Below are 23,038 nucleotides of genomic sequence, written 5' to 3'. Positions count from 1 at the left end.
TTTCTGTGCCATTGCGTGGTTATTGGTGCCAGACCAGGACGAAGGCGATGGAGCCGATCGTCACGACCGGAACGGTAGTTAGGACGTCGATGGGAGGATCGACGAAGGTCTCGATGAGGTCAGGCACAGGGGGGCATTTGTACCGGAGCGACTGCACCCGCAGGCACAGGATGGGGCTGACCGTCCTCGGACCGCAGAGCGTGGATATCGAAGGCGAACCACGTAGGGTCATCGAGATAGCGGCGGGCGAGTGAAGCCGTCTCAGATGCGAAGTGCGACGCAAGTGTCTGCGCGGGTTCCGACTCGGGATGCGTCCCGAGCCAAGCGGTAACCGTCAGCCGGCGGAGCATGATAAACGTGGGGATCTCAGCAATCGCCGCATCGTCCAGCTGACCCACGCTCAAGTATCCGCGCAGCCACTCCTCAATGGTTGAGTGAGCACCGGGTGTGGCTTCATTCCAGGTGGTCACGGCGGCCAAGTCCGTGAGGAACCAGGACCACCCACAGTCATCGAAGTCAATGACTATGATTTCCCCTTCGTGAACGATGAGGTTAGACATTCTGAGGTCGGAATGGACCAGCCCGAATCGATCCGGGCTGGTGCCAAAGCGGTCGATCCGCTCTCGGATAACCCGTTCAGCTGCCTCGATCACCTCACGATCGGACGCAGTCAGATTAGGTGCATCTCGCCAATCACCCCACCGGGCGGCGTTCCCTATCATAGAGTCAAGATCCCAACGGAAGCGGACGAATCTGGCGGGCGGCACCCACGACTGGACATGGTGGTGCAGTGCCGCAGTGATGGCACCGAGCTCGCGGAAGCTGATGCCTGACTCCTCATCCTCGGCGCTGATCCCTGGAATAAACTCGAAGACATCTACGAGTCGTTCCTCGTCGCCGAGAATGACGGCGATCACGCTGCTGCCATCGCGTGCGCGCCTGAGTTCGGGTGTCCGAATTGATGAAGTCATACGCACGCTCTCCATCCAAGCGAGCTCAGATTCCACCTCAGCGGGACCGTTGTAGTCGGGTCGATGGACTCGCATTACAACTCGCTCATCATTGAGCTCAGCCAAATACGTAGCGTTCTCCGAAAAGCTCAGCAAGCTCAGGCGCGCGTTTTCGAGCCCATAACGTGGAAGCGCCGCCCGGGCAAAGGGTTCGTAATCAGTAGCCGTTCCCGACATCTTCTAGCTCCTCAAGCACAGTTGGCAGCTCCAGCGCTGCCAAGAATGAACACGGCTTCATAGGCCGCGGTGACGTCCGCCACACAGGTTAGTCCACCATATTGCAACCATAAACAAACCACAACAGCATCCGAATGGCTTTGTGATACAAAAATTGCTTCGTTGCCGGCATTGTGTTTGCCCCCGTGGGCCGCTCGCGCCCCGGAGGTCGCGCCCTCGCTCGGCAGGCGGGCCGCGACAGAGCATCGCGGCTTTTCAGTGCTATTACACCGCCGCATCAAGCGGGGGCACCGAGGGCGATAGGGGTTGAGGAGGCATCAATACAGCGGTTGACACACCCCTGCAACCATGAGAGCGTGAGAGCAACCGTTTACAACCGTTTAATTTCTCCAGCGGGATCACGCAGGCAACGAACCGCCCTCCGGTTCAAAGAACAAGAGCCTTATCCTGCAAGTTTCGATCCCATCGACCATATGCATTCATGAAAGGCCAAGGACCCGTGATAACACCAGAACCTGAACTTTCGGCACTCTACGATGCCGTGCTGGACCGAGCACGCAGCGCGGCGAAGGCATTCTCGGTCTTCGACCGACCGAAAGTCGATCGTATTGTTCGCGCCGTCGCAGAGGTAGCGCACCAGAACTCCCGACAGCTTGCACAGAAAGCTGCAGACGAGACCGGGTTCGGTGTCTTTGAGGACAAGGTGGCGAAGAACGAAGGGCTTTCTGCCGGCTTCATGCGTGAGTACGGCAACCTGGACTTGGTTAGCCACCGGACCGACAGCGAGAAGAAACTGGTTCTCGACCCGATTCCGGCCGGAGTGATCTTCGCGGTCACCCCATCGACGAGTCCTGTAGCCAACTTGTACTTCAAGGTCCTCTCCTCTCTGCTCACCAGGAACGCCATTGTGATCAGTCCGCACCCTGCTGCGGTGAAGACCAGCATCGAAGCCGCCCGGATACTTAGTCGGGCTGCGACCGATGCCGGTGCACCCGAGGGAGCCATACAGATCCTGGAGGAGCCCTCGGTCCCGCTGGTCGAGGCGGTTATGGGCGACGCCCGAGTGAACCTGATTCTCGCCACAGGTGGCGGGGCGGTGGTCCAAGCGGCGTACCGATCAGGAACCCCTGCTATTGGGGTCGGCCCCGGTAATGCACCGGTAGTGGTCGATGATACGGCAAACCTTGAGCAAGCAGCGGACGAGATCTGTGCCTCGAAGGCATTCGATAACTCCGTTCTGTGTACGGCGGAGTCCGTGCTCATCATGGTCGAGCCCATTGCATCCCGGATGAAAGAGCTGCTGGTTCGGCGCGGAGCCTACCTCTGCCGTCCCGATGAGACGCGACGTCTTCGCGCATACATGTATCCCAGCGGGAAGTTCAATACCGAAGTCGTGGGCCGGCCCGCACGAGAGATCGCTAAGAAGGCCGGAATTTCAGTTCCGGAGAACACCCAACTTCTGCTCGCGACCATCGACAGCATCAGAGACGATGAGCCGTTCACACACGAGAAGCTGAGTCCGGTACTGGCAGTAATCACTGTGGAGGACTTCGAACAGGCTCTAACCGCTGCAGCTTCTCTCGTTGACATCGTCGGCGTGGGGCATTCGGCGGTCATCCATAGCGAGGACCCGCAGCACGTACTCGACTACTCGCATCGTATTCCAGTCCACCGGGTCGCGGTCAACATTGGGGGGAGCCTGGGGAACGCAGGTATCGGCACGGGCCTGCCCTTGACGATGTCCATCGGAACAGGCTTCGTGGGCGGAAGTTCACTCGATGAGAACCTGTCCCCAGAACGGTTCGTGCAGTGGAAGCGCACGGCCTACCCAGTGGGAGCGAAGTTCCCCGAGTTCTCATCGCTTCAGCCGACCCCGGCGACGGGTTCGTCGGTGCCGGGCATCGCGTTGGGTGATGATGCGGTGCGTGAGGAGTTGCGGCGCCTGATCGTTGAGGAGTTGCGCGGGTTGGTTGGGCAGAGTCGTGGCTGACCTCCGCTCGTTCATCTTTATTGACAAGTTGCAGCCCCAGACGATGTGTTATTTGGGCACGTCCGTTCGGGGGAGCTTGCCGAGAACGAATATGTCGGCGCAGGTTATCGAGGTCGCTCCTGGCCTGGGGATCGAGCCGCTCACGGACGTCGCTTTGAAACACTCGCAGGTCAGTGCCGGCATGCTGGTGGTGGAACGACAGTTCGGCTACCTCGAGATCCACTCACGTTCGGCAGACGCCGTGCGAACGGCAGCTGGCGCCGTTCTCGACGCGCTCGGTGCTTCAGAGACTGATGCACGTCCACCCGAGGTGATTGCCTCGAAGATTATTTCCAATGTCGATGACGAGCATGCGTTTCTGGTTAACCGCAACAAGTCCGGGTCGATGTTGTTGCCGGGTGATTCGCTTTTCGTCATGGAGATGCAGCCCGCGTCGTATGCGATCCTGGCAACCAACGAAGCCGAGAAGGCCAGCCCGATCAAGGTCGTCGACTATCGCATGATCGGAGCCTCGGGAAGGGTTTACCTGGCCGGCGCCGAGGATGCGGTACGGACAGCGGCGGATGCTGCCGAGGCCGCGTTGGAGATGCGGCGATGACTGCGCCCCTGCCAGGCGACCTGCGTGCCTTGGTACGCGGGCTGATCAAGGAGATCATTCCGCAGCTGGATCTCCTGGCCAGGCCACAGCGGGTGGCGATTACCAATGATGATGAGCTCGCCGGCTTCGTACGCCATGTCCTGGGGCTGGCGGATGACCCTCTCATGGGCGCGCTCCTGCGTTCAGGTCAGCTCCGTTTCCAGCTGGGCTCCGGCGACGCCTCGGCCGATACAGCGCCATCAGCTCCCGGCACCCCCAATGGCCAGGTCATCGAGATCCAGCGAGGGGTGCTGACCGAACGCATCGTTTCCCGCGCCGTCACCGAGGGTGCCCAGTTGGTCCTCGGGCGCAAGGTCGTCATCACTCCCCTGGCACGCGAACAAATCCGGAAGGCTTCGGTCGAGGTGGTTAGACGGTCATGATCAAAGCCACTGTTCTCGGACCGGTATGGGCGACCAAGCGAATCGACTCTTTCCCGCAGGGAGCACTGCTTGAGGTGCAAGGAGACGAGACTTACCAGCACTACGTGGCCTTGGATTACCTCGGCAGCGGGCCAGGAGATCACGTTTTGGTCGCCCTCGGCAGCGCCGTTTCACGCCATTTACCCGGCACGACTCCGGCCGATGCACTCATCATCGGAGTCCTCGACCCACCCCGAACCCCAAACCCCTAACCCAGCACACCACCAAGAAAGAAGGCACATCAAATGAGTGATGCAATCGGCATGATCGAAACCCGCGGCTACGTCGCCTCTCTGGCGGCAGCGGACGCCATGGTCAAAGCAGCAAACGTCACCCTCCTGGGTCGCGCAGAAGTCGGCGACGGGCTCGTCGCCGTCATCATCAACGGCGACGTCGGAGCGGTGAAAGCAGCCACTGAGGCCGGCTCGGAAACCGCCGCCGCGATTGGCGAACTTGTCTCGGTCCACGTCATCCCCCGCCCCCACGCCGACCTCGCCAAGCACTTCACCGTCCACGGAAACCAGTAATGACGACATCGACCGCCAAGCAAGCTGTCCCTCAACAGCGGGCCACAGCTCCAACTCCATCCGAAGCCACCGGACCGTCCACCGAGCTGCGTGTGTACCTCCGAATCGAAGGCCTTCAGCGCCAGTTCGCGGCCACGCTGGCCACGCCGACCCGAGCTAGGGGGTATCCTCCGAAAGCTGGGGATCATTCGTTGATCGTGGAGGTTGCGCCGGCATTGGCGATCCAGCGGGTCATCGACGCCGCGTTGAAGGCTACGCCCGAAGTCGAGCCGGGCCTTCTCTACGTGGAGCGGCAATACGGCATCCTCGAGGTCCACAGTCGTAGTGCCGAGGTCGTGGAACAGGCGGGCCAGGCCATTTTGAAGACCCTCAACGCCAAGGCTGAAGATCAGCTCAGGCCGAAAATCCTCTACAGCGACATCATCGAAGAGATTGGTGATCAGCACGCTGTCATCTTGAATCGCACCCGTGACGGATCCATGTTGTTGCCAGGGTCTGCGTTGTTGGTCTACGAGATGGCTCCGGCGTTGTTCGCAGCTGTGGCCGCAAACAGCGCAGAGCGAGTTGCACCGAACCTGACGTTGGTCGACGTACAGATGATCGGGGCGGCGGGACGTCTGTTCATCTCCGGGGATCTGGCAAGCGTCACTACTGCCCGTGACGAAATTACGCGGGTCCTCAATGACGTGATCGGACGATGAGCTCGCCGCTAGCCTCTCCAGCGGTCACTTGGCCTACGAGCGTTCCGCGGCTCTTTGCGCGGCCGCGCCAATTTTGAAAGAAGTCGATGCATGCAGAAAGATTCGATCGCCAGTCCCGAGCGTACCGAGATTGTCACCCTGAACACGCTCAGCGCGGACACCCTGTCCACGCTCGACAGTCAAACGCGTGACTTGGTCGAGCGACGCGGGCGCGTGATGGGCCCGGCCTACCGATTGTCCTACGAAGAGCCATTTCAGCCGGTTCGTGCACAGGGAACAAAGATCTTCGACGTCCACGGAGACGAGTACCTCGACGCGTACAACAACGTTCCCAGTGTCGGCCACAACCATCCCCACGTCGTCGATGCTGTCTGCCGCCAGCTTCGGACGATCAACACGAACACCCGTTATTTGCAGCGAGACATCATCGAATACGCCGAGAACCTTGTGGAAACGCATGATCCGGAGCTGGATAACGTCATGTTCACTTGCACTGGTTCGGAGGCCAACGACTTGGCACTGCGCATCGCCCGGACCGTGACAGGCGGGACGGGAGTCATCGTGTCGGAATACGCGTACCACGGATGCACCCGTGATGTCGCCTCGTGGTCACCGTCCTCGGGGAGCGGTACGGTCTTGGGTTCAGACGTACGACTGGTGCCTCCTCCCGATACTCTCCGATTGGACCGGGACGAACTCGAGACGCATTTCCTCGACCATCTCCAGGCCCAGATCGACGACCTGAATCGACGGGGTGTTCGTTTGGCGGCTCTGATGGTCGATAGCATGTTCTCCTCAGACGGGATCTACCCTGACCCAGGAGTTCTGAGTGCTGCCGCCGATTTGGTCCATCGCGCCGGTGGCCTGGTTGTCAGCGATGAAGTGCAGTCAGGGTTCGGCCGCACCGGGGCAGCCATGTGGGGTTACCAGCGAAGCAACATCGTTCCGGATTTGATCACTATGGGAAAGCCCATGGGAAATGGTATGCCCATCGGCGGCGTGGTCGCCAAGAGCGCCCTCGTGGACAAGTTCGCTCGCGACGTCGCCTATTTCAACACGTTCGGCGGTGAAAACGCGCCTGTAGCGGCAGCACAGGCAGTTCTGGAGGTCATTCGCGACGAGGATCTGATCGCCAACGCGAAAGACAAGGGTGACCAACTCGTCCTAGGGATGCGCGACATTCTCAGCCGTAACGATTTTGCCTTCGATGTTCGGGGAGCGGGACTTTATATTGGTGTCGAATTCGTGTCAGACATGGACACGAAAACACCGGACCGCGATACCACTTTGGCCTTCGTGAACGGTTTGCGGCGTCAGAAAATCCTGACGAGTACGGCCGGCAGCTACGGCAATGTGATCAAAGTGCGGCCACCGCTGGTCTTGAGCCAGGCCGACACCGACCGAATGCTCACCGAGTTCGAAACCGTTGCTCGTCAATTGGGTCGCCACTCCAGAACGAATGGCAGCCAGAAACATAGTTCATATCCGCTTCCGACCTCGGCGACGGGTTCGTCGGTGCCGGGCATCGCGTTGGGTGATGATGCGGTGCGTGAGGAGTTGCGGGGCCTGATCGTTGAGGAGTTGCGCGGGTTGGTTGGGCAGAGTCGTGGCTGACCTCCGCTCGTTCATCTTTATTGACAAGTTGCAGCCCCAGACGATGTGTTATTTGGGCACGTCCGTTCGGGGGAGCTTGCCGAGAACGAATATGTCGGCGCAGGTTATCGAGGTCGCTCCTGGCCTGGGGATCGAGCCGCTCACGGACGTCGCTTTGAAACACTCGCAGGTCAGTGCCGGCATGCTGGTGGTGGAACGACAGTTCGGCTACCTCGAGATCCACTCACGTTCGGCAGACGCCGTGCGAACGGCAGCTGGCGCCGTTCTCGACGCGCTCGGTGCTTCAGAGACTGATGCACGTCCACCCGAGGTGATTGCCTCGAAGATTATTTCCAATGTCGATGACGAGCATGCGTTTCTGGTTAACCGCAACAAGTCCGGGTCGATGTTGTTGCCGGGTGATTCGCTTTTCGTCATGGAGATGCAGCCCGCGTCGTATGCGATCCTGGCAACCAACGAAGCCGAGAAGGCCAGCCCGATCAAGGTCGTCGACTATCGCATGATCGGAGCCTCGGGAAGGGTTTACCTGGCCGGCGCCGAGGATGCGGTACGGACAGCGGCGGATGCTGCCGAGGCCGCGTTGGAGATGCGGCGATGACTGCGCCCCTGCCAGGCGACCTGCGTGCCTTGGTACGCGGGCTGATCAAGGAGATCATTCCGCAGCTGGATCTCCTGGCCAGGCCACAGCGGGTGGCGATTACCAATGATGATGAGCTCGCCGGCTTCGTACGCCATGTCCTGGGGCTGGCGGATGACCCTCTCATGGGCGCGCTCCTGCGTTCAGGTCAGCTCCGTTTCCAGCTGGGCTCCGGCGACGCCTCGGCCGATACAGCGCCATCAGCTCCCGGCACCCCCAATGGCCAGGTCATCGAGATCCAGCGAGGGGTGCTGACCGAACGCATCGTTTCCCGCGCCGTCACCGAGGGTGCCCAGTTGGTCCTCGGGCGCAAGGTCGTCATCACTCCCCTGGCACGCGAACAAATCCGGAAGGCTTCGGTCGAGGTGGTTAGACGGTCATGATCAAAGCCACTGTTCTCGGACCGGTATGGGCGACCAAGCGAATCGACTCTTTCCCGCAGGGAGCACTGCTTGAGGTGCAAGGAGACGAGACTTACCAGCACTACGTGGCCTTGGATTACCTCGGCAGCGGGCCAGGAGATCACGTTCTGGTCGCCCTCGGCAGCGCCGTTTCACGCCATTTACCCGGCACGACTCCGGCCGATGCACTCATCATCGGAGTCCTCGACCCACCCCGAACCCCAAACCCCTAACCCAGCACACCACCAAGAAAGAAGGCACATCAAATGAGTGATGCAATCGGCATGATCGAAACCCGCGGCTACGTCGCCTCTCTGGCGGCAGCGGACGCCATGGTCAAAGCAGCAAACGTCACCCTCCTGGGTCGCGCAGAAGTCGGCGACGGGCTCGTCGCCGTCATCGTCAACGGCGACGTCGGAGCGGTGAAAGCAGCCACTGAGGCCGGCTCGGAAACCGCCGCCGCGATTGGCGAACTTGTCTCGGTCCACGTCATCCCCCGCCCCCACGCCGACCTCGCCAAGCACTTCACCGTCCACGGAAACCAGTAATGACGACTGGGTGTTGTGGCTTGCGCAGCACGTCACACCACGTACTGGTCCGGGCGCGACAGCGAAATATCAGTGCGCCGCCGTAGGCCTGTGGGTCATGAGCGGTCCGTTACAACGGTGCCGAAGCAGCTGACGTGCCCTTGGATCCGTTTGGCCAGAGTCACAACCATTTGTTAGTATGGTTGGAAGGAGGGTGTATCCCGTGACAAGCAACGAAATGGGTAGTGACCTGCCCGATCCCAAGGGCACATCTGCGGAGGAACTCGTCTCCACGATTCGGTCGATCATTACAGAGCGTTCGTTGCAACCGGGTGAGCGTCTGGGGGCCGAACGTGAGCTCTCGGATAATCTTGGCGTGAGCAGGTGGGCCATCCGCAAGGCGCTCGAACAACTCGAAAATAACAACGAGATTCTCCGAACGCATGGGCGAAGTGGAGGAATCTTCGTTGCACCCAAGAAACTGCTGCGTACAAGTCCTGTCGTGGGATTACCCCAATACTTGCGGGCGCAGGGAGTTGAATCGGGTTCGACCATACTGGGTACTAGGGTTGGTAGACCGGACGATGAGGCGGCAAACCAGCTCAGCTTGGAGTCAGACGCCTGGGTCTTCCACATAGACCGACTGCGACTCGCGGACGGGTTGCCCTTGGCCCTCGAAACGGCTCGTTTTCCATGTGATCTCTTTCCAGGCCTACTCGAGAAGCCGCTGAAAGGATCGTTGTACGAACTGCTGGAAACAGAGTACAACGTGCATCGTGGAATTGCGGTCGAGACGATCACAGCTACTGCAGCAAGCCGCGAGGTTGCGGGCTTGCTGCAGGTATCCGTTGGAGCCCCCCTGATTTCCATTACGCGTACGACATGCCTCGATAGTGGTCGCCCATTCGAGTATTCCAACGAGCTGTACCGAGCCGACCGTACGTCTATAACAGTCCGGAACGACGGCGAAGGCGCATATACCACCGTCGCCTCATGAGGGCCCAATAGGCCAGCGGCAAACCACATACGTTGGCGTTGCCCCGTTACATTTATTCCGTCCCCGAGGGCCGAGGATTTGGTCGCCGGACCTTGGTATGATCCGGGGGTGTTGTCGCCAGGTTCGGAGACACGCGTTGACTGCTGATAGGGACACGGCCGGCTCCTTCCGCGGGGTCAGGTCCCTTTGTAACGTGGGTGCCAGCATCGGGTGTCGTGACCTTCACCTCCGCCGGACACCTCGCCGCCTACGCAGGCATTGCCCCAGTCACACGAGGCTCCGGCACCTCGATCCGCGGTGAGTTCCCGGCACGATCGGGCAACAAGCAGTTAAAGAACGCCCTGTTCAGATCCGCCTGGATCGCCAGCTGCCACCACCCCGCTCGAAGGCCTGCTGCCAAAAGAAACAGGACCAAGGAAAGAAGCACAACGCCGCTGTCATCTGCCTGGGCCGGCGCAGTTGCGACGTCATCTACTCCATGCTCACGCACGGCACGCTTTACGAGGAGAAACCAGCCCAGGCCGCTTGACCAAAAGCCATAGGGACACCCCCGAAGGACCCTGCTCCGCCTTAAGTCTTCGGGATCTATCTGCGATACGTCTTGCCCAGACTAAGCGCCCGGGCGTCAGCGAATTCCTAGTCGGATCCCCTAGGCTGCCATCCAGGGCTCACAGGCCTGCCCTAGCCAAGCCGTCTGGCCGGTAGGTACCCAGCCCACGAATGACGCATGGGAACGGCCGATGGGGCGTCTTCCTTTGTTTGTCAATCGTTCTGCCAAGACACCCATGGTCCACCCACATCCCGCCATATTCATCTATACGCCCATTTGGCAAGTATTGGTTGCATATGGTTGGTTTATTCATTATTGTGAGGGGAGTCACTCGGATCTCTCCAATGCACAACACGAGTGATTCGCAATTCTCGGCAAAAGTACGGAGGAATTATGTGCATGGCGTGTGATGTAACCAATTCAGGAACCTCGGGTGAGGGATCTCCCAACCTCAAACCCTTTGCCAATACCGGCACTTCGACTTACGACGGAACTGGGAAGAACAGTCCACAATGGTGGCCCTCACGCTATGGAGAAGGCGATGAGCTCGGCGCAGGCAATGAACTCGGCCCCGATCTCACGCTTGAAGCTATTCAGCTGGTGCGTGAAGGACGAATCGTGGAACTTGCCCGTGTACTCGAGTTTGGTGCGCCCACATGGTCACCGCCAGGCAAGGAGGGGGCACGTTGGTACCACCAGCTTATCGCCGCTCACGGGCAGATGGACGCAATGCCGCTGGGCGAAGGCAATGATATGGGGTACATGGAGGAGCACGTCTCGCAGATCTACCACATCGGTACTCATCTCGACGGCTTCGGTCACATCGGGATCGGCGGTAGGTACTACAACGGTCTTCACTACAAAGACTTCTACGCACCCGCCGCTTTGAACAGACTGGGCATACATAATGTGCGACCTTGGGTCTCAAGGGGCGTCCTTCTGGACGTCGCCGGCGTCGAAGGCGTCGACATGCTCACCGAAGGGTTTGTCATCACCCCCGATCACCTTGAGAAGGCCTGCGCCCGCCAAGGTGTCGAGGTTCGTCGCGGAGACGCCGTCATTCTTCACACCGGATACGGGGCGCTTTGGATGGTGGACAACGACCGCTACAACTACGACGAGCCCGGAATTGGTTGGGATGCTGCCCACTGGCTAACCGATCGACGCGTGTCTGTTGTGGGTGCCGATACCTGGGCAGTCGAGGTGCTACCGGGCGAGGTTGAGGGTGCCCCATTTGTCATCCATCAGCATCTGCTTACGGAAACGGGAACTCACATCCTTGAGAACGTGAAGACTGAGGAACTGCTCCAAACCGGCCGTTCTGAGTTTCTTTTCATCATGGCACCGGTGAAGACAAAGGGTTCTACGTCCTCCATGGTGAACCCCCTGGCTGTTCTCTAGGTCATTTTTAGATTAGGGCCGGCGCCGGACATAAGGGACCTCCGGCGCCGTCCCGACTGTACCGACCGCCTTGTCTTGCTTGGCAACCCGCCGTGTCGCACAGCGTGCGCGGTTGACGGTCCAGGCCTTAACTGCTCTGAGCACAGCATCGTGCGCTAAAGGATTGTGGAATATGGAACCGTTCATCACCCAGCTGACGCCTTTGTCGTTCCTGCGGCGGTCTGCCGACGTCTACCCCGAAAAAGTGGCAGTTATATACGGTGACATGACGCTGACCTACCGCGAACTTGCTGAAGCAGTGGAACTCCGTGCCCATGCGTTCCGTGCGGCTGGCGTTGTTCCGGGAGATCGCGTGGCGTACTTGATGCCGAATGTTCCCGAGATGTTGATCGCTCACTACGCAGTGCCTTTGGCCGGCGCCGTTCTGGTGGCAATCAATACTCGTCTGTCCGGCGAAGAGATTCGGTACATTGTGGATCACAGTCAGTCGGTGATGCTCGTGCTCGATAGTGCATTGACTGACTCGATCGCAGATGTGGCCGCAGAGTTTGAGACTGTGAAGTCGCTTGTCATTGTCGCCGACAGTGGCAGACAGACAACCACCGGGCTAGCCGGGGCTCAAGAGCTCCAGGATCTCCTGCTACGTGTTCCCTGCGCGGATAAGCTTCCGCTGGAGTGGGCCGTCGATGATGAGAAGTCGTTGATCTCGATCAACTACACTTCCGGCACTACAGGAAAACCGAAGGGGGTCATGTACTCTCATCGCGGAGCGTACCTCAATTCTCTGGGCGAGCTGATTCACTCTAAGCACCATGCGGAGAGCGTTTACCTGTGGACGCTCCCGATGTTCCACTGCAACGGCTGGTCGACCGGGTGGGCACTTGCTGCCGCGGGCGGCACCCAGATTTGTCTCCGTGAGGTTCGGGGCGATGAGATCTGGAACATCATCGACCGGCACGGCGTCACCCACCTCAATGGCGCTCCTACGGTCCTCATTTCCATTCTGAACAGCAATCGAGCGCACGCTCTCGACCGGTGCGTGGTGGCCACCACAGCTGGTGCGCCGCCGAGCCCGTCGACCATCGAACGGGTAAAGGACATGGGCTTCGAGCTCGTTCACGTTTATGGGCTGACCGAGACGTACGGTCCGTACTCGGTCTGCGAACCGCAGAACAGCTGGAGGTCTCTGGACGCGTCCACCCAAGCCAATCTGATGGCCCGTCAAGGGGTCGGGATGGTCCAGAACGAACGCATGCGGGTTGTATTCACAACCGGTTCGGAGGAGGAACTGGTGGACGTCCCCGCCGACGGTCAAACGATGGGCGAGATCCTCATGCGCGGCAATAATGTGATGACGGGATACTTTCGGAATGCCGAAGCGACGCAAGCGGCGTTCCGCGGCGGCTGGTTCCACTCCGGTGATCTGGGAGTCATGCACCCCGACGGTTATGTCGAACTTCGTGACCGCGCCAAGGACATCATCATCTCCGGTGGAGAGAATATTTCAACCATTGAAGTGGAACAGGCCTTAATGTCACATCCAGCCGTGATAGAGGCAGCCGTGGTGGGCGTCCCGGATGATCGGTGGGGCGAGCGACCGAAGGCGTTTGTTGTTCCCTCGGTCCCCGACGGGGTGACGGAGGCAGAGCTCATCGAGCACGTGCGAACACGTATTGCCCGGTACAAGGCACCCCGCGAAATTGTCCTGGTCACAGATCTACCCAAGACCTCCACCGGCAAAATCCGCAAACTCGAACTCCGCGAGCCAGCGTGGAGCGAACACCGGGCACGGATCAACTGACGGGCCGTACCTCCGACAACCTTCCATCCCTGCGACTCCTTACGGTTGGCTCGGCGCGACGACCATACGAGGGCAGCGCCGGCTGAACCCATCTTCCTGCACACTCACAACGAAAAGACTCTCATGATCACGGTCCAAGATGACCACAAAATCACCACAATCCGCCTTGAGAATGGAAAGGTTAACACTCTCGACCTCGATATGCTTGCCGATTTGTCCGCAGTGTTCCGGTCGCTCCATGGCCGAGACGAGGGCGCCGTCATCCTAACAGGGGTCGGTTCTTCGTTCTCCGCGGGGGTCGACCTGCGTAAGATTATCGACGGCGGCAGTGACTACATCCACGAGTTCCTCCCTGCTTTATCCGCGGCAATCCTGAACGTCTTCCAGTGCCCCTTACCGGTGGTCGCTGCCGTCAATGGCCATGCAGTTGCAGGTGGATGTCTCCTCGCTGCTGCCGCTGACGTGCGACTTATGGGCAAGGGCCGGATTGGCGTCCCCGAGTTCGCGGTCGGAGTCCCGCTTCCCGTAGCCGGGATCGAAGTCCTGCGCTCAGCAGTAGGCCATCATGCCCATACTCTGATAACGAGTGCTGAAATGGTAACGGTTGACGAGGCAGAAAAGCTTGGTCTTGTCACCGCCGTCGCACCAGATAACTTGCAGGAACGCGCCCTCGGGGAGGCGCGTCGACTGGCTGAGGTATCCCCCAGTGCTTTCACTGCCACGAAGACACAACTCCACGCTCCGGTTCTGGCCCTCATCGAGGCCAATGCAGCTCTTGATCAGCAAGTTGCTTCCGGATGGGTTACAGCGCTGAAAAATGGGCGCATCGGCAAGTATCTGGCTTCTCTGACGCGGTGACATCGGGATCAGCTCGTCCAGATCAACAGCAGTGTCACCGACTCGTGCCCTGACCTTGTCGTCTTCTGGGAACCGATTTTGCTGCAGGCTTCGATGCCCGCTGTTTTGGGAGGAATGAAAAACTCGTGGCCACATCTTCGCGAGCTATAGAGATAGCGAACTGCAGCAAGGCGACAGCTTGTTGGTTACGTCTTAACAGGTCAGATGGCCAGGTGGACGAAGTAGGAACCCCAGCTTGACCTCGCGTGGATCTAGGACGCGATGTGACACCGCAAAATGTTTGGAGGTGCAGGATGTCGTATCGTCCGACTGCCTCATACCGATTTCCCAAGCAGTTGGCTCTTCGTAGACCGATTCGTTAAGAGCGCACATCTACAACCGAACCCCGAAATTCTCACGTAGCAATTAGTCCGAGCGGATCGTGTCTGGAGGATCATCGAACGAGCCACGACGCAGACCTGAGTTGAAACGTGAAGACTAACGCGACGACGTCCCAAAGGAAAACCTATGCCAGAAGAATCTATGACCCGCACCCACACTACATACCTTGAACACAGCGGTTTTCGGTTCGCCCTCCTGAGACTAGACAACGGGACTTCCAGGCCCATTACGCTCGGACCGGACTCACTGGAGGATCTGTCCGCCGCTATCCGCTCGCTGGACATCACTTCCGTGGATGCCGTGGCCGTAACGGGGACACGGGAGGTCTTTTGTGCCGGTGCCGATCTGGGGAATATGACGGAGGCGCGCACGCTGGACGAGGCCCAGGAGGTGGCACGCCAAGGCTTGCGGTGTTTTGCCGGATTGGCGACACTGCCGGTGCCAACGTTTGCATTCCTCAACGGCCTGGCCTTGGGCGGAGGGCTCGAACTTGCCCTCCACACCGACTATCGCACGGTTTCGGCCACGGCCAAGGGACTGGGCTTTCCCGAAGTGCGCCTCGGGCTGATCCCGGGCTGGGGAGGCTTGGACCGGGTCCTCGAACTGCTGGGACCGGATACGGCTGCACGGCTGGCAGTCCTCGACCCGCTTGTAGGAAAGAACCTGACGCCGGCCGCCGCCCATGATCTCGGCCTGGTCGATGCCGTTCTTCCGGCCGTGGATTTCCTGACCGCATCATTGGAATTTGCCGCTGGCGTTCTGGCAGGAACTACTGCCCCGTGGCGCCGGCAGCCCACGGAGAATGGCCCGGGAAGCCTTGACCGCCTGCGCGACAAGCTCGATGCCATGCTTCACGGGGCTGCACCGGCGCCCTACCGCGCACTGGACCTCCTGATGGAACGGCTGCCTGATCGGAACCCACCAGCTTTTGCGGAGCACACGGATCCAGACAACACGACGGCTCGAGCTTTTGGCGAGCTCTTGCTCTCGGACCAGGCACGGGCTGGGATCTACGCCCTGCGCCTGACCCGTTCCCTCGCCCGCACCCCTGCTGGGCGTCCTGATGCCCCGGCTCGTCCCTTACGCTCGATAGGCGTGGTTGGCGCCGGGCTGATGGCCAGCCAGCTGGCTTTGCTCTTCGCCCGGCAGCTGCGGGTGCCGGTCCTCATCACCGACCTGTCCCGCGACCGGGTTGACAAGGCGTTGGAATGGATCCGCGCCCAACTGGACAGGCAGGTCGAGCGCGGCCAGCTGACGGCCGATGCAGCCTTAAACATCAGCGGACTGGTCCAGGGAACCACGGACAAGACCGACTTCGCGCAATGCGATGCGGTGATAGAGGCGGTCTTCGAAGAGCTTGAGGTCAAGCGTGCCGTTTTCGCCGAACTCGAGTCGATCCTGCGTCCAGACGCCCTGCTGCTGACCAACACCTCGGCCCTGTCCGTTGAAGACATTTGCGCGCAGCTGGCCCACCCCGAGCGGCTGGTCGGTCTTCACTTCTTCAACCCCGTGTCAGTGCTTCCGCTGGTGGAAGTCATCCCCACCACACGGACCGCAGAAACTTCCCTCGCCACCGCGTTCGAAATGGCCAAGGGGTTGGGCAAAACGGCCGTGCTCGTTAAAGACTCCCCTGGATTCGTGGTCAACCGGATACTCACACGGTTGATGTGTGAAGTGCTCTCGCTGATTGACGGCGGCCTCGAGCCCGAAAGCGTGGACCATGCACTGGATCCCGTGGGCTTGCCCATGACACCGCTGGCTCTGTTGCAGTTCATCGGCCCCGCGGTCCAACTGCACATCTGCGAACGCATGCGGCAGGCCTACCCGGACCGCTTCGCGGCCACGCCCGGCCTGACCGCCATCGTCAACGCGGGGCTGCCCGGTTTCTTAGACGCAAATGGCGGAATTTCCTCAGAGGCTGCAGTGCATCTTCCGCCGCCGGCGCCTGCCGATCAGTCAGCTATCCGCAGCCGTCTCCTTTCTACCTTGGCCGACGAAGTTGGGCACATCCTCCGCGAAGGAGTCGTTGCTGGACCCGAACAGGTCGACCTGTGCATGATCCTAGGCGCGAACTATCCCTTCCATACCGGCGGCCTCACGCCCTTGCTGGACCGGATAACCGGCACCAATTACCACCCCGGACTGCGGATACCCCTGTCTGTGCGCCAACCCTCCCCCGCATCAAGGTTTTAAGGAGCTTTTCATGAACCACGGTCAGGATGTCGTCATCATCGGAGCGACCCGAACACCTCAGGGCAAGTTGATGGGACAGCTCTCGGCGCTTTCCGCAGCCCAACTGGGTGGGGCTGCGATTGCCGGTGCCCTCGAGCAGGCCGCTGTCTCTGCCGACAGCGTGCAGGCTGTGATCATGGGCCAGGTGCTCCAGGGCGGGGCGGGCCAGAACCCCGCCCGCCAGGCTGCCGTCGCCGCCGGCATCCCACTACATGCCCACGCCCACACCGTGAACAAGGTCTGCCTGTCCGGGCTCAGCGCCATCGTCGAGGCCACCAGGATGCTCCGCCTCGGCGAAGCCGATATCGTAGTGGCCGGTGGCCAGGAATCGATGAGCAACGCCCCCCATCTGCTCCCGGACTCCCGTGCAGGCCACCTCTACGGCCATACGGCATTGATCGATTCACTGGCGCACGACGGTCTAAGCGACGCATTCAGCGGGGAAGCCATGGGCTTGGCCACTGACCAGGCAAACATGGCTCTGGGAATCCCCCGCTGTGAACAGGACAAGCTAGCAGCCGATTCGCACCGACGCGCGGCCGAGGCGCAATCGGGCGGGCTCTTCGAAGCGGAGATCATCCCTGTCAAAGTATCGCGCAGGCGGGGGACTGAGCTCATCGACACCGACGAGGGGGTGCGCACCGAGAGTACCCCGGGGATTCTGGGGAAGCTCAGGCCGGCCTTTTCCCCTGAAGGCAGCATCACTGCCGGAAACGCCTCGCCGCTCAGTGATGGCGCCGCCGCCGTGGTCCTCACCACGCGTGGACACGCACGACTGCACGGGCATGAAGTACTGGCCACCCTTGGTGCCGTTGGCCAGATTGCCGGTCCCGACACAACCCTGCCGGACAAGCCCGCCCGTGCCATCCGCAAATGCCTTGACACCGCCGGATGGGCTCCAGGTGACCTGGATTTCGTGGAAATCAACGAGGCGTTTGCCTCCGTAGTACTGCAGTCGGCAGCTGACCTGGGCATTGGCCTAGAGAAGGTCAACATCAACGGTGGCGCCATTGCCCTGGGCCACCCTATCGGCGCTTCGGGGGCACGCCTGGTGGTCGCCGCCGTCCATGAGCTGGCCCGCCGGCGCGCCGGCAAGGCGGCCGTGGCCCTGTGCGGCGGCGGCGGCCAGGGCGAGGCACTCCTGCTCAAACGGTAACCCGGTCCGTCCGGGGCTGCCCTACCGGGCGGCCCCGGCGGCACGAATGCCCCGCCGAGCCTCCGGCGGTCGCAGGGCAACCCGGTCTTTTACTGGCCCCCGCCTCCCGTCCGCACAACCCCGGGCATGTTCACAACGCCGAGCGAAACGCCCCGGTCGACAGCGCGGCCAACGCTTGACTGAGCGGCGCGTCAGAGGCCGGGATCCAGCAACTTCCGATGCGGGTGCCGGTCGTATCGGTACGCGATGCTTTCGACCACCTAGAACTCAATCTGACACGTTTGGAGGCACCAGTGGCTGGTCAGCGATTCGGCACGTCGAGGTGAGTACATTGATCAGAACGGTAAGCGTCAGCTTGACGGCCAGGGTCTGGACAGGGTGTTTACGAGGCGTCTGGCAGGGATGCCGACAGGCACCACTGTCCGAGCTTTTGCGTTTCGCGCGCGACGGGGAAACTCTCGTGGTGCACAGCATGGACCATCTGGGCCGCAACCTGGACGACCTGCGCGCTCTGGTCCAGCGCCTCACGCGCAAAGGTGTGAGGGCGGAGCTCGTCAAAGGAAGTCTGGTCTTCACTGGCGAGGACTTCCCGATGGCCAACCTCATGCTCTCCGTCATGGCGGCCTTCGCCGGATTCGATTGCTCCCTCATTAGCGAACGGCAGCATGAACGCATCGCCCTGCTCAAGCAGTGCGGCGCTTACCAAGGACGGAAGAAGACCCTCCCTCCGGAACGGGCCGCCGAAAGTCGCCCAGCGAGCGGGCAGCAAAGTCCCGCAGTCAGTCCTCGCCCGCGATTAGGGGATCAGCCGGGAGACGGTGTGCCAGTACCTCCTCCAGGCCCCGCTGACCTGAACCCCTCCCCTGCCTCGGAGCCACCCGAACTGGAACCGTCAGCTTGACGGAACCACTATCGGCGTTGGGTAGCAGTAGGGATTCCAGTGCTCGGTATCCTCAGCGCACCCGACCCCGTCCGCGAGCGAGACAAAGCAAGAACCTCTCACCTGCCCTCACCGCAAATGGACGACCAGCATCATGACTCCTGTATCAGCATGAGCTTACGCACCGGGAGACACATGCCGATACGCCTGCACCAGAGCGGAGCCGCCGCCTGCTGGCCCCTCAGGCCTTGATTTCCCTCGTAAGCACTTCGAACTCCTCCACCTCAAGGATCTCCATATGTTGCTCGGCACTGGTCTCAGAACGGATTCGGTCGGCTACCTCCCGACTGCCTTCGAGGGCCTTCTCGTCATCCCAGAGCGTTATGGACAGCGACTTGTTGTCTTTCTTGAACAAGTAGTAGATCCCGCGGCATCCTTGCATATCCAGCACCTGTCTGACGGTATCTTCGGATGGCGCACCAGTGCGGTCAGGTGCAGGACGGTAGGTGCTTACTCTCGCGAACATCTTGTTCCTCCCAAAGACGCGCCATGGAGACTGCCTGTCGTCAAAGCAGAAATGCCTCCGCTTGGCCTTGTCCAACTAGTAGGCATCCATTTGGATCTCGGCGCAAGCATAAACGTGGAAGCGGGGAAGACGGCGCGCTGCTGTTACGGTTCGATCTGGCGGCGGGTTTCACCCGTTGCGCTGACCATCCCGTGACACCGGTCGTCGAGCACTTGGTCGCCGTTAAGCAGTGAGGCAGCATCATCGGCGATGACGGCCATGCATCGCTGCTCGCGTCCTATGAAGCGGACTCGTGCGAACGATTTTCAGAGTCCGCGCTGCACGCGCCTACGCACAAAAACGCGCGATACACACGTCCGCACCCATGCGCGACGGCAATGGTGCTCAACCCGGTGCGGTGACTCGTCCCGCCGAACCGAAGGTTTGCTTTGTCAGCACATGATTCATGCTGAGTACGCTCAGCTTCAAAGTAAGGGAAGGCAAAGTGGTGGTGGCCAAGTATTCCGGCATCTCGGGTTGGCGAAGCCATCCTCACCCGCGACACTCGAAGACGAGGGTGAAAGCCTGATGGGTTATCCACCTCTACCGCTGGCATGCATACACGAACTCAAACTATTCGTGTCTTCTAAACGACTGATGGACCAAGCCCCTTCAAAGTTGGGCGATGTGGAGCACGGGTGTGCGGCGCTCCAGCAGCCAGTCCGGGAAATAGGAGCCCTGCCGGAGCTTGGGGATGGCGACGTCCAGGATGCCGGTGCGGGTGTCCAGGTCCCGGTGCCGGTAACCGTTCCGGGAGTTGGTGCGGGCCTCGGAACGGGCACAGTGTTCGGCGCCGCAGACCGCGTCCGCTTCGGCGCTCATGAGCGCGTGGATGAACGTGGTCAGCATGGATCGCATGAGATCCGGAGAGGCCTGCTCGAGTTGCTCGGACAGGAAACGGGCAGGGTCGATAACATGAGGTGCGGTCATCGCGTGGAAACTCCTTGAGAGAAGACTTTGGTCGGTCTTTCCAAGAATCACGCGATGGCCGCCTCACGTTCGGGAACAACACGCCCGGGGCCGGGCCGTTACACCACGCTAATGGGCACTACCCCGCTAATTTGCCGAAGCACGTACTGTGACATGCCTCATTGGCCTTTTTCCACCCTGTTCGCCGGTCCGTCCTCGACTTCACCCCCAGCGACAGCACAAAACACCAGGTCAGAGGCTGGCCGGAGGTGTGAAAGGGCACTACCCCGCAGTTGATGAAGCACCTACGTCAACATGCTTCGCTTGCGGTGTTTGCGGACGTTGCTCCCTTGGACACGGACGTCACAGGCACACCATGTCTGGTGTTTAGGCACAGCCAGCTCGCCTCTCGCACGCAACCAGTCGAATGTTCTTTGACTGCCGCCGCGCTCGGTGGCGGCGTAGGCAGCCCAGCACGCAGGGTTTTCCATGACGGACCCCCTCGAGGCTGTACTTTCCTGGCGGCATCTGGACGCTCTCTTGAAATCTGTTCTGCAGGCTAGGAAAGGCCAACGCCCTCCCCCAGGCGTTCGCCGAAGCTGATCCGTTGCCGGCCGATGTTGGCGGCTCGGCCGGCAACACGGGTGATCAGTGCTGGGTCGGTGAAGCCGCGAGTTTGGCGTGAACTTCTGTCATGTCCAGCGCGGTGATGGCCTCAACGATGTTGCCCAGCTGGGGTTCGCTGAGAACGCCTGAATGGGAGAACACAAGGACGTTCTCGCGGAAGCCCATGACGGTTGGGATTGAAGAGATCTTCAAGGCTGCGGAGAGTTCCCGTTCGGTTTCTGTGTCGACCTTCACAAAAGCCACGTCGTCATGCTTTTCCGAGACCTTCTCAAAGATCGGGCCGAATTGGCGGCAGGGTCCGCACCAAGCGGCCCAAAAATCAACGAGGACAATGTCGTTGCCCTCGATTGTCGCGGTGAACTGTTCTCCGGTGATGTTGGTTGTCGCCATGATGTTCCTTCCGTTGAAAATTTAGGCCCGGGTCGGGTACGGCCGGTCTTAGCCGAGGCGGGTGACGACTGGGACCGGGTTCGCCAGAGTGTCGCGGATCGGCGAGGTCGCTTCGAGCGCGCCGATCAGGTCTTCAAGGTCCTCGCGGGACGTGCCGGGGCTGTCGATTTGGACGTCCACAGTGATCTGCTGGGCACCCTTGCGGACGCTGCCGTCAATTCCGAGGAAACCGCTCAGATCGATGTCGAAGCCCAGGGTCAACGCGACGTGCTTCAACGGGATGTTCCTGGCTGCAGCCAGGGACGCCAGGGTGACGATGTAGCAGCCTGCCAGGGCTTTGAGAATGTATTCAGCCGGGCTGACGGCTGTGTCGGTTCCCAGCAGGGAGACCGGTTCGTCGCTATGCAGTGTGAATTTGCCGCGGCGTGATTCGTCGGCGATGCCTGCCTGGGTCAGGGGTCCGGTGACGGTCTCGGCGGTCAGCCCACCGGCAGACTCGCTGAGCATACTGAAGCTGACCTTGCCAAGTTCGCGCTGCTCGGTGACGGCTGCCACTGTCGCTTCGATGGCAGCGAGGTCGGCGAACGGCTTCGTGGTGGTGGTCGTGTTCATTTTTTCTCCTTGATTTATTTTGACGATTGTCTGGCTGAGGGAACGATTGATCCACGCCCCGATGATTGCCGGCATGACTTGTTGGGGCTGTGTGATGCTCAGGTGCGTGGTTTGGTTCGGGCATGACGGGGTAGGGAATTGTTCATTGCTGGTGATCCGCAATGATGAAGGCTAGAGCTCCAGGAACCCGGGTAACGCTGGATTCTGTCGGGGTTTAGGCTGTCTCTTCGACCTCTCCGCCGAGCTCGTTGAGGTAGTTGTAAATGGTGAATCGGGTGACCCCGAGCGCGGCGGCCGCTGTCTCGGCAGCCTGCTTTACAAGGAAGAATCCGCGACGTTCGAGCTCCGCCACGACCTGCACTTTGTGTTCCTTGCGCATTTGCTCAACGGGGATCCCAATGGCGACGATCGCGGCCTCGACGAGCTTGGAGCTGAGTTCCTCCACGCTGTGCGGGAAGTACTCGCTCCCCTGGGGGCCGACCGACGTCGCCCTGTGCGCGGTAGGGGGCGCGAGCATGGAGCTCCCGTCGTGGCCGAGAACGAAGCGGTCCAAGGCCGAGCGGAGCGTGACCCAGGCTGACACGTCAGCGTTCAGACACAGGGCTGCGGCGGCCCGGCCTTCCCTGTCGATGTAAATGATCGTCGTGCTCTGCAGGATTCTCCCGTCAGGCAGTTGCGAGCGGTAGCCGATCTCATGGGAGAAGTCACCGGCTGCCACGCGTTCGAGCAATTTGTCGGTAGGCGGGTCACCGATCTGACGGCGGGTGACGTCTCCGGCGATAGCACGGACTGTGTTAGGGATTCTCTGCAGGTCGTGCAGGACGACCTCGGTGGGCTGAGGCACCGCGGCCTGAAGGGGTGCCACCAGGAGCTCGAGGACCAGGTTGATGGACTCGGCGTCCATGCCGTGCAGCGCGTCCGGAGATGGAGCTGCTGGTCCGACCGAACCAATCTGGGTCATTGCTGCTGTCCTTCCGATGAGGAGGCGATCCGGGTTCCCGGAACGGCCGTAAATTGTGCCTTTTGTTGAAGCGTA

22 protein-coding genes and 3 pseudogenes are annotated in these 23,038 nt (G+C 60.7%); 19 read left to right on the top strand and 6 right to left on the bottom strand.

What is annotated here, in order from left to right:
* Positions 1-119 precede the first annotated feature (119 nt).
* Positions 120-1,187: a phosphotransferase enzyme family protein gene (locus tag ABIE00_RS24940; RefSeq protein ID WP_354263608.1), complete on the bottom strand. Its 1,068-nt coding sequence runs from the start codon at positions 1,185-1,187 to the stop codon at positions 120-122.
* Between the two features lie 499 nt (positions 1,188-1,686).
* On the opposite strand from ABIE00_RS24940, the gene ABIE00_RS24935 reads away from it, so the two are divergent.
* The 19 genes and pseudogenes from ABIE00_RS24935 (at position 1,687) to ABIE00_RS24845 (ending at position 18,819) form a co-directional block, all read left to right on the top strand.
* Positions 1,687-3,177, top strand: a complete 1,491-nt coding sequence (locus ABIE00_RS24935) for an aldehyde dehydrogenase family protein (RefSeq protein ID WP_354263607.1) — start codon at positions 1,687-1,689, stop codon at positions 3,175-3,177.
* Positions 3,170-3,775: a BMC domain-containing protein gene (locus ABIE00_RS24930; protein WP_502914304.1), complete on the top strand. Its 606-nt coding sequence runs from the start codon at positions 3,170-3,172 to the stop codon at positions 3,773-3,775. The genes ABIE00_RS24935 and ABIE00_RS24930 overlap by 8 nt, the downstream gene beginning before the upstream one ends.
* Entirely contained in the window at positions 3,772-4,197 is a 426-nt protein-coding gene (locus ABIE00_RS24925; RefSeq protein ID WP_354263599.1) for a hypothetical protein, read from the top strand. The genes ABIE00_RS24930 and ABIE00_RS24925 overlap by 4 nt, the downstream gene beginning before the upstream one ends.
* On the top strand, positions 4,194-4,448 hold the full coding sequence (locus ABIE00_RS24920; protein WP_354263597.1) for a EutN/CcmL family microcompartment protein: 255 nt from the start codon (positions 4,194-4,196) through the stop codon (positions 4,446-4,448). The genes ABIE00_RS24925 and ABIE00_RS24920 overlap by 4 nt, the downstream gene beginning before the upstream one ends.
* A 33-nt stretch (positions 4,449-4,481) precedes the next feature.
* Positions 4,482-4,763 (top strand): BMC domain-containing protein, encoded by a 282-nt coding sequence (locus ABIE00_RS24915; RefSeq protein WP_354263605.1) that lies wholly within the window; start codon positions 4,482-4,484, stop codon positions 4,761-4,763.
* Positions 4,763-5,464 carry a microcompartment protein gene (locus ABIE00_RS24910; protein ID WP_354263603.1) on the top strand — a complete coding sequence of 234 codons (702 nt, stop codon included), beginning with the start codon at positions 4,763-4,765 and terminating at the stop codon, positions 5,462-5,464. Before ABIE00_RS24915 ends, ABIE00_RS24910 begins: the two co-directional genes overlap by 1 nt.
* 90 nt (positions 5,465-5,554) lie before the next feature.
* Positions 5,555-7,078, top strand: a complete 1,524-nt coding sequence (locus ABIE00_RS24905) for an aspartate aminotransferase family protein (RefSeq protein WP_354263602.1) — start codon at positions 5,555-5,557, stop codon at positions 7,076-7,078.
* A complete protein-coding gene (locus ABIE00_RS24900) occupies positions 7,071-7,676 on the top strand; it encodes a BMC domain-containing protein (RefSeq protein WP_502914304.1) in 606 nt (201 codons plus the stop codon). Before ABIE00_RS24905 ends, ABIE00_RS24900 begins: the two co-directional genes overlap by 8 nt.
* The gene (locus ABIE00_RS24895) at positions 7,673-8,098 is read left to right on the top strand and encodes a hypothetical protein (protein WP_354263599.1); all 426 of its coding nucleotides are present in this window, start codon (positions 7,673-7,675) and stop codon (positions 8,096-8,098) included. Before ABIE00_RS24900 ends, ABIE00_RS24895 begins: the two co-directional genes overlap by 4 nt.
* Positions 8,095-8,349, top strand: coding sequence for a EutN/CcmL family microcompartment protein (locus ABIE00_RS24890; protein WP_354263597.1), 255 nt, complete (start codon positions 8,095-8,097; stop codon positions 8,347-8,349). Before ABIE00_RS24895 ends, ABIE00_RS24890 begins: the two co-directional genes overlap by 4 nt.
* Positions 8,350-8,382: 33 nt before the next feature.
* On the top strand, positions 8,383-8,664 hold the full coding sequence (locus ABIE00_RS24885; protein WP_354263596.1) for a BMC domain-containing protein: 282 nt from the start codon (positions 8,383-8,385) through the stop codon (positions 8,662-8,664).
* A gap of 202 nt (positions 8,665-8,866) precedes the next feature.
* Positions 8,867-9,640 (top strand): GntR family transcriptional regulator, encoded by a 774-nt coding sequence (locus ABIE00_RS24880; protein ID WP_354263594.1) that lies wholly within the window; start codon positions 8,867-8,869, stop codon positions 9,638-9,640.
* A 221-nt stretch (positions 9,641-9,861) separates the two neighbouring features.
* Positions 9,862-10,169 (top strand): annotated as a pseudogene (locus ABIE00_RS24875) (transposase); the annotation flags it as partial.
* A gap of 420 nt (positions 10,170-10,589) precedes the next feature.
* Positions 10,590-11,591: a cyclase family protein gene (locus tag ABIE00_RS24870; protein WP_354263593.1), complete on the top strand. Its 1,002-nt coding sequence runs from the start codon at positions 10,590-10,592 to the stop codon at positions 11,589-11,591.
* Between the two features lie 172 nt (positions 11,592-11,763).
* On the top strand, positions 11,764-13,392 hold the full coding sequence (locus ABIE00_RS24865; protein WP_354263591.1) for a long-chain-fatty-acid--CoA ligase: 1,629 nt from the start codon (positions 11,764-11,766) through the stop codon (positions 13,390-13,392).
* 123 nt (positions 13,393-13,515) lie between these two features.
* Positions 13,516-14,250, top strand: a complete 735-nt coding sequence (locus tag ABIE00_RS24860; protein WP_354263590.1) for an enoyl-CoA hydratase/isomerase family protein — start codon at positions 13,516-13,518, stop codon at positions 14,248-14,250.
* Between the two features lie 507 nt (positions 14,251-14,757).
* Positions 14,758-16,824, top strand: a complete 2,067-nt coding sequence (locus tag ABIE00_RS24855) for a 3-hydroxyacyl-CoA dehydrogenase NAD-binding domain-containing protein (protein WP_354263588.1) — start codon at positions 14,758-14,760, stop codon at positions 16,822-16,824.
* Positions 16,825-16,834: 10 nt separating this feature from the next.
* Positions 16,835-18,019, top strand: a complete 1,185-nt coding sequence (locus ABIE00_RS24850; RefSeq protein ID WP_354263587.1) for an acetyl-CoA C-acyltransferase — start codon at positions 16,835-16,837, stop codon at positions 18,017-18,019.
* A gap of 293 nt (positions 18,020-18,312) precedes the next feature.
* Positions 18,313-18,819, top strand: a pseudogene (locus ABIE00_RS24845) (recombinase family protein).
* 321 nt (positions 18,820-19,140) lie between these two features.
* Here ABIE00_RS24845 and ABIE00_RS24840 read toward each other — a convergent pair.
* From ABIE00_RS24840 to ABIE00_RS24820, 5 genes and pseudogenes are all read right to left on the bottom strand, one after another.
* On the bottom strand, positions 19,141-19,500 hold the full coding sequence (locus tag ABIE00_RS24840) for a hypothetical protein (RefSeq protein ID WP_354263586.1): 360 nt from the start codon (positions 19,498-19,500) through the stop codon (positions 19,141-19,143).
* A 606-nt stretch (positions 19,501-20,106) separates the two neighbouring features.
* Positions 20,107-20,394 (bottom strand): annotated as a pseudogene (locus ABIE00_RS24835) (transposase); the annotation flags it as partial.
* A gap of 627 nt (positions 20,395-21,021) precedes the next feature.
* A complete protein-coding gene (gene trxA / locus ABIE00_RS24830) occupies positions 21,022-21,390 on the bottom strand; it encodes a thioredoxin (RefSeq protein ID WP_354263584.1) in 369 nt (122 codons plus the stop codon).
* A gap of 48 nt (positions 21,391-21,438) precedes the next feature.
* Positions 21,439-22,002, bottom strand: a complete 564-nt coding sequence (locus ABIE00_RS24825) for an OsmC family protein (RefSeq protein WP_354263583.1) — start codon at positions 22,000-22,002, stop codon at positions 21,439-21,441.
* Between the two features lie 214 nt (positions 22,003-22,216).
* On the bottom strand, positions 22,217-22,963 hold the full coding sequence (locus ABIE00_RS24820; protein WP_354263582.1) for a helix-turn-helix transcriptional regulator: 747 nt from the start codon (positions 22,961-22,963) through the stop codon (positions 22,217-22,219).
* Between the last annotated feature and the right edge of the window lie 75 nt (positions 22,964-23,038).

Origin of the sequence: Arthrobacter sp. OAP107 (genome assembly GCF_040546765.1) — a bacterium.
Lineage (GTDB): Bacteria > Actinomycetota > Actinomycetes > Actinomycetales > Micrococcaceae > Arthrobacter.
This window is presented reverse-complemented; position numbering and strand designations above follow the sequence as displayed.